The sequence below is a fragment of the Parashewanella curva genome (assembly GCF_003675895.1).
In the GTDB taxonomy this organism is placed as follows: domain Bacteria; phylum Pseudomonadota; class Gammaproteobacteria; order Enterobacterales; family Shewanellaceae; genus Parashewanella; species Parashewanella curva.
The window spans coordinates 1-4,893 of record NZ_ML014888.1; the positions used below are offsets into that span (position 1 = coordinate 1).

Sequence of the window (4,893 nt, forward strand, 5' to 3'; positions counted from 1 at the left end):
ATCCGATCACTCATTTCGGACTTAAGCAAAAAATGATCGGACAATACCGAATTCGATGATCGGATTATGCCGAAATAGGTGATCGGATAATCCCGAATTCAGTGATCGGATAGCCCCGAATTATGCATTACTATAATTGTCTGAATTAATAAGAAATAGGGTATATTAATAAATGCTAACTGTTCAAGGGTATTTACAAGAACTCAATAGTATCACTCAAGAAAACAGTATTCCTCAGGCTAAAGCTTCAGAGGGTAATTTTTCAGAAGTAACTCCTTGTGTTTGGAATTCTAAGCGTTATGTAATGAAAACAGTTTCTAAAGAGTTTATAGAGTCATTTAATGATGAAAGCTATAAGGAAAAAGCACTTTTACAACGAGTATCTAACCTTGAAAATGAAGTGAAAATTTTAGAGTGTATTCCAAAGCATAAAAATATCATCGAAATTTTTGATAAAAAAAGAACGAGTGATGAAAGGATTGCTGTAACCTTCTTTGAAGAAGGCGAACATTTAATAAAATACCTTCTTGATACCCGCGGTAAAATTACAGCAAAACAAGAAGTGGTACTTCTAATGGGGCTCTTTGAAGGAATAAAACACCTACATACAAATGGAATTATTCACTTAGATATTCGTCTGGATAATGTTGTTGTTAGTAAAGATGGAACTTTGAAAATTATTGATTTTGGAAGCTCGATTTATGATGGAGATTGTATTCATGCTACAACTGGAGGTGATTTATATGGAGCAGTAAAAATAGTTGAAAGAGTTAGTTATCTTTTAAGTTCAAACATTGGGAAAAAAATGGACGAAATAATTAAATCATATCAATATGATGATTCAGCAGATTTACAATTAGATTTAATCTTAAAAATGATGAAAGAGCTTCTTGATGATTGCTGAGCACATAACGCCTATCCCTAAGGAATCCCCACATAATTTCTTATTCTTTCAAAGACTAGATGTGCATGGCTATCTCTGATCTAATAGATTTTGCAACAAATCAACAGACCTCAAACCATGCACGACATTACCTTACTACACGAAACTCCCGTTTCGCAATGCCCAAACATTCATAAAAAACGTATTACAACTCTGATGGTTGGGACTACATCCTTACTAAATTACAACAAGTTATCCATTACCGATTTAGGTCGTGGCATTGAAGGGGAAGTAGCCACCAAGTAGACTGGTGCAAGAGATCCGATATATTCTGATGGACTATTCACATCATATTGCATGTAAAGTATTCCTTTTTTAAAGCAGAGATTCATCGCATCGGTTTATGGTGTCATAGCTTAAGCCTATGATGGATGCCAATCCTTATTTATTATGTGCCTACGCTAAGGTTGACTTAGAAATCATAAGTACCATAATTAGGTATATATTGGTATAAAAAAGATAGGCGACAAAGTATGGCCAAAAATACAAGTATTACCTTAGGCGAACACTTTGACTGGTTCATTTCCAGTCAGGTTGAAAGCGGGCGCTACGGATCTGCTAGCGAGGTTATACGTGCTGCCCTGCGTCTCTTGGAAAATAAAGAAACTCAAATCAATACGCTACGTAACCTACTCATTGAAGGAGAGGAAAGTGGCATGGCTGAATATGACTATGACGCTTTCATCAACGAGCTTGATGGCGAAGCTAACAAATGAAGCCTTTTGCATTAACCCAGAAAGCCAAGACTGATTTAATTGAAATTGCAAAGTTTACCATGAAACGCTGGGGTAGAGAAAAACGAAACCTCTACCTCAAAGAATTTGATCAAGCCTTTTTCCTGTTGGCAGAACGCCCCTCTATTGGTAAATCATGCGACGAAATCAGAGAAGGCTACCGTAAATTTCCTCAAGGCAGCCACATCATTTTCTACAAGCAGATTGATAATTCTCGGATAAACATCATCAGAATCCTACACAAGAGCATGGATGTTGATATTCACTTTAACGCATAAAATTTCGCATTAAGTGCAAAACAGTATTTGCCCTGTTGAATTGTTGTTAGGTTTAATCAGCATAATTAAAAACAGCAATGAACATAGGTATAAAGAAAATAGTACTAAAAATACTTAATATGACTGTGGCTTTAGTGCCAATTTGTTCCTTTGCGTAATCCAACTTAGAAGATTTGAATATTGCAACGATAGACCAAATAACAGCAATACTTAACCAAACATACCAGAACATTGGTGTCGAGGAAGTGTTACTGGAATAGGAATATTCCCAAAATGCAATTAAACCAATTGCTAAGAAAGCAGCATTGGATATTTCTTCAAATTTTACTGCAAATGACCTTTTGTCTTTACCTGTAATCATTGAAACTAGCTTAAACGGAAAGGGCAAGATTAATAGTGCAAAAGTCGCCCAAAACATAATTTGCCAAAACAACAAAATGTTCCTCCTTGAATACCTAACTGTTCGATTAACAGGGCTACTACTTTGTCCTGTTATCTTGCAGTTTACTTTTTACTGTGATTTTTGGATGTGCTTTTGTTGGCAGCATACAAATAGCTTATAAAAGCAGCAAAACAAGAGGTTGATACAGCCAGAATCAAATCTGGTTTGCTAGAACTAAACAAAATTGAAGAAAAATAGAAGACAGCAAATGTATTGCAGAAAATAATAGTTATAAATAAAAGCTTATGCTTTATGAACATTGAAATTGCAACCTCAGTCATTGATACATCCTTTTAATTAGAACCTTATTATCGCGGTTTTTCGGAGAGCTTATTTTTCATATCTGCGATATCGCAAGAAACTATAAGAAAAGTTATTGCAATACAAAGATCTGCCATAGGAATACTAACAAATAGCCCTGCCTCCAATGATGACAACACCACTATAATGGTTGAAATAATTGAAGTTAAAAATGAATTTTTAGCAAACAATTTATAACAAGCATGACCGAAAATGAAACCAAGTAGACCCCCTAATGAAGCTAGAGCGATGTACGAGCTAAAAGTAGATATACCAACTGTTAGCTCTTCTTTATAAGTACCAATTAAGCAGTACATTATTGCTACAGTAATTATTGTTGTAAGAATTTTTAGTACTACCCTTGAGTTCACCTAGGCACCTCCTTGCCGTTATAATGCTGCATTAACGCGTGAAAAATTGTTGGCTATAATTTGTGACGCAGTAACAAAGCCAATAATTTTGCATTCTGTTGAATGCCTTTTTATACAATGGCGCTGATAAGTTGTGCCACTACGAATGCCAAAATTGAAAAAGAAATTAAATTTGATTGTAATTTCTTACGGACATTTAAGTAGTTAGCGAATTTAGCGTCATGCTTTTCAGACAAAACACCATCTTTGATAGATGCAAGAGCTAATTCTTTTGTCCATTTTTTTTCATTCCCGATTTGGCGACCTCTAATGATGAAGTGTTGCCAATGCTCAGGGTAATTTAGCTCAATGTAATGACAGATTTTGTCATTAGCCGAATTCATTTTTCTATTGAATAATATGAAAACAATTCCGTTTAATCCTAGAAATAAAGATAGCGACAACTTTATATTTCCTTGAGTTTTATAACACCACATTAGAGGGCAAAAAACGTTGGCTTATACTTTGCGACGCAGGAGCAAAAGCCAATAAACTTCCGATTGAATGCCTTATAATCTGCGATTAACTTTACTTAGTTGCGTTTTGTATTGTTTTTTTTGAGGCAGAGTGGTCTTGTACGTAACCAACGGAAATGCCACCCAATATGAAGCATGTAATTGCAGTTAACAAAAAACCTTTGGTTAGACGCGGATATTGTTTAAAGCCAAAGTACAACAAACCAGTAACGATGACAAAAGGTACAGCATCAATAAGAAAGGTTAAAACATCTTTGATAAATTCCATTTTAGCTATGATCTCCATTTAGCATATTTGCCCTGTTGAATTGTTTGTATGTGGTTACTCTGAATAGTAAAGAGTTTTAATACCATACTTTTTAAAAATAAATTCAAGTGTACCAGCGATACTGACTACCAGAATCGACCAAGCAAAAATACCAAGGTTTGTTGCTGTTAACGTACCTAATACAGAATTAGGCGATAATGTTGATTGAGCAAAACCAAGAAATAGACATGCAACCATTACAGAGTAAAAACATACGCCAAACTTGGTAATGTTAACTTTTGCAGGATCACTTTTCATTTATAATTTCCTAAACCGCATAACGTCTATTTAACAGGGATATGTCTATTGGCTAAAATCCGAAGCGCAGCGTAGGAGCCAACCGTTATTCTCCTGTTGAAGCGCTTGATATGTATACTTGATAAGTACTATTTGTGTGTTTCCAGAAGTAATGAGTATGAAATAACAGAACCAGCAAATGAAGTGTTGGGAACCATTGATTTAACTTTCCAGCCCTCATTATTTAACTGTTCAATTTTTTCATTGAGGGATTCAATGTCGACTTTACTTGACCAAAAGCCTCTACCATTGAATTCTATTACTTTTTGCATATCATTTTCCTTTGATTTATTAAGTGTCATCGGCACAATGTTTGTATTTAAGATCAAGCCAGCTGGATGGCACACATTTACCGGAGGCAACAGCCTTGACTCTCATTGCCCGTTTAGAGTGAACTTTTGGGTTACGAATGGGATGATAATAGTTTGGTGCTATAGGCATTGCGATAATCCCATAAAACTCGTCACTAGTAAGCTGCGATAACTCTTTGCCGTAATATATGCTTGCTGCGGCCTTTATACCAAAAACACCTTTCCCATTGAATGAACCCCAATACGTGTTGTTAAGGTATAAATTCAATTGGGTGTGGGTCTTTTAAATCGACACAGTTATCAACATCCGTATAACCTCTGTTTGGATTGCTTTTTGTGATATTCCCAATATTTTTCGAGATCACCACTCGACCTTAACGACCTTAGTTTTAATA

General features: G+C 35.4%; 11 protein-coding genes. 4 read left to right on the forward strand and 7 right to left on the reverse strand.

The features are described 5' to 3' along the window. Nucleotides 1–172: 172 nt before the first annotated feature. The 4 genes from D5018_RS20560 to D5018_RS20570 all read left to right on the forward strand — a co-directional run bounded on the left by D5018_RS20560 (nt 173) and on the right by D5018_RS20570 (nt 1,955). Nucleotides 173–904 (forward strand): protein kinase domain-containing protein, encoded by a 732-nt coding sequence (locus tag D5018_RS20560; protein ID WP_121840848.1) that lies wholly within the window; start codon nt 173–175, stop codon nt 902–904. Between the two features lie 117 nt (nt 905–1,021). Then, nucleotides 1,022–1,189 (forward strand): hypothetical protein, encoded by a 168-nt coding sequence (locus D5018_RS21845; RefSeq protein ID WP_165905137.1) that lies wholly within the window; start codon nt 1,022–1,024, stop codon nt 1,187–1,189. 227 nt (nt 1,190–1,416) lie between these two features. After that, nucleotides 1,417–1,659: a type II toxin-antitoxin system ParD family antitoxin gene (locus tag D5018_RS20565; protein ID WP_121840849.1), complete on the forward strand. Its 243-nt coding sequence runs from the start codon at nt 1,417–1,419 to the stop codon at nt 1,657–1,659. Further along, nucleotides 1,656–1,955: a type II toxin-antitoxin system RelE/ParE family toxin gene (locus D5018_RS20570; protein WP_121840850.1), complete on the forward strand. Its 300-nt coding sequence runs from the start codon at nt 1,656–1,658 to the stop codon at nt 1,953–1,955. Before D5018_RS20565 ends, D5018_RS20570 begins: the two co-directional genes overlap by 4 nt. Before the next feature lie 52 nt (nt 1,956–2,007). On the opposite strand, the gene D5018_RS20575 is transcribed toward D5018_RS20570, so the two are convergent. The 7 genes from D5018_RS20575 to D5018_RS20610 all read right to left on the reverse strand — a co-directional run bounded on the left by D5018_RS20575 (nt 2,008) and on the right by D5018_RS20610 (nt 4,766). Then, nucleotides 2,008–2,391, reverse strand: coding sequence for a hypothetical protein (locus D5018_RS20575; RefSeq protein ID WP_133309362.1), 384 nt, complete (start codon nt 2,389–2,391; stop codon nt 2,008–2,010). Between the two features lie 314 nt (nt 2,392–2,705). Continuing rightward, a complete protein-coding gene (locus D5018_RS20585; RefSeq protein ID WP_121840853.1) occupies nt 2,706–3,068 on the reverse strand; it encodes a hypothetical protein in 363 nt (120 codons plus the stop codon). 110 nt (nt 3,069–3,178) lie between these two features. Further along, nucleotides 3,179–3,451 (reverse strand): hypothetical protein, encoded by a 273-nt coding sequence (locus tag D5018_RS20590; protein WP_121840854.1) that lies wholly within the window; start codon nt 3,449–3,451, stop codon nt 3,179–3,181. A gap of 184 nt (nt 3,452–3,635) precedes the next feature. Continuing rightward, nucleotides 3,636–3,851, reverse strand: a complete 216-nt coding sequence (locus D5018_RS20595; protein ID WP_121840855.1) for a hypothetical protein — start codon at nt 3,849–3,851, stop codon at nt 3,636–3,638. Between the two features lie 54 nt (nt 3,852–3,905). Further along, on the reverse strand, nt 3,906–4,148 hold the full coding sequence (locus D5018_RS20600) for a hypothetical protein (protein ID WP_121840856.1): 243 nt from the start codon (nt 4,146–4,148) through the stop codon (nt 3,906–3,908). 128 nt (nt 4,149–4,276) lie between these two features. Further along, entirely contained in the window at nt 4,277–4,459 is a 183-nt protein-coding gene (locus tag D5018_RS20605) for a DUF4177 domain-containing protein (protein WP_121840857.1), read from the reverse strand. A 19-nt stretch (nt 4,460–4,478) separates the two neighbouring features. Continuing rightward, nucleotides 4,479–4,766: a transglycosylase domain-containing protein gene (locus tag D5018_RS20610; RefSeq protein WP_243637484.1), complete on the reverse strand. Its 288-nt coding sequence runs from the start codon at nt 4,764–4,766 to the stop codon at nt 4,479–4,481. Nucleotides 4,767–4,893 lie beyond the last annotated feature (127 nt).

Excerpts from the sequence above, each read along its gene's own strand:
- D5018_RS20560 (WP_121840848.1), top strand. The coding sequence starts at position 173 with ATGCTAACTGTTCAAGGGTATTTACAAGAACTCAATAGTATCACTCAA.
- D5018_RS20595 (WP_121840855.1), bottom strand. The coding sequence starts at position 3,851 with ATGGAATTTATCAAAGATGTTTTAACCTTTCTTATTGATGCTGTACCT.
- D5018_RS20570 (WP_121840850.1), top strand. The coding sequence starts at position 1,656 with ATGAAGCCTTTTGCATTAACCCAGAAAGCCAAGACTGATTTAATTGAA.
- D5018_RS20565 (WP_121840849.1), top strand. The coding sequence starts at position 1,417 with ATGGCCAAAAATACAAGTATTACCTTAGGCGAACACTTTGACTGGTTC.
- D5018_RS20590 (WP_121840854.1), bottom strand. The coding sequence starts at position 3,451 with ATGAATTCGGCTAATGACAAAATCTGTCATTACATTGAGCTAAATTAC.
- D5018_RS20605 (WP_121840857.1), bottom strand. The coding sequence starts at position 4,459 with ATGCAAAAAGTAATAGAATTCAATGGTAGAGGCTTTTGGTCAAGTAAA.
- D5018_RS20600 (WP_121840856.1), bottom strand. The coding sequence starts at position 4,148 with ATGAAAAGTGATCCTGCAAAAGTTAACATTACCAAGTTTGGCGTATGT.
- D5018_RS21845 (WP_165905137.1), top strand. The coding sequence starts at position 1,022 with ATGCACGACATTACCTTACTACACGAAACTCCCGTTTCGCAATGCCCA.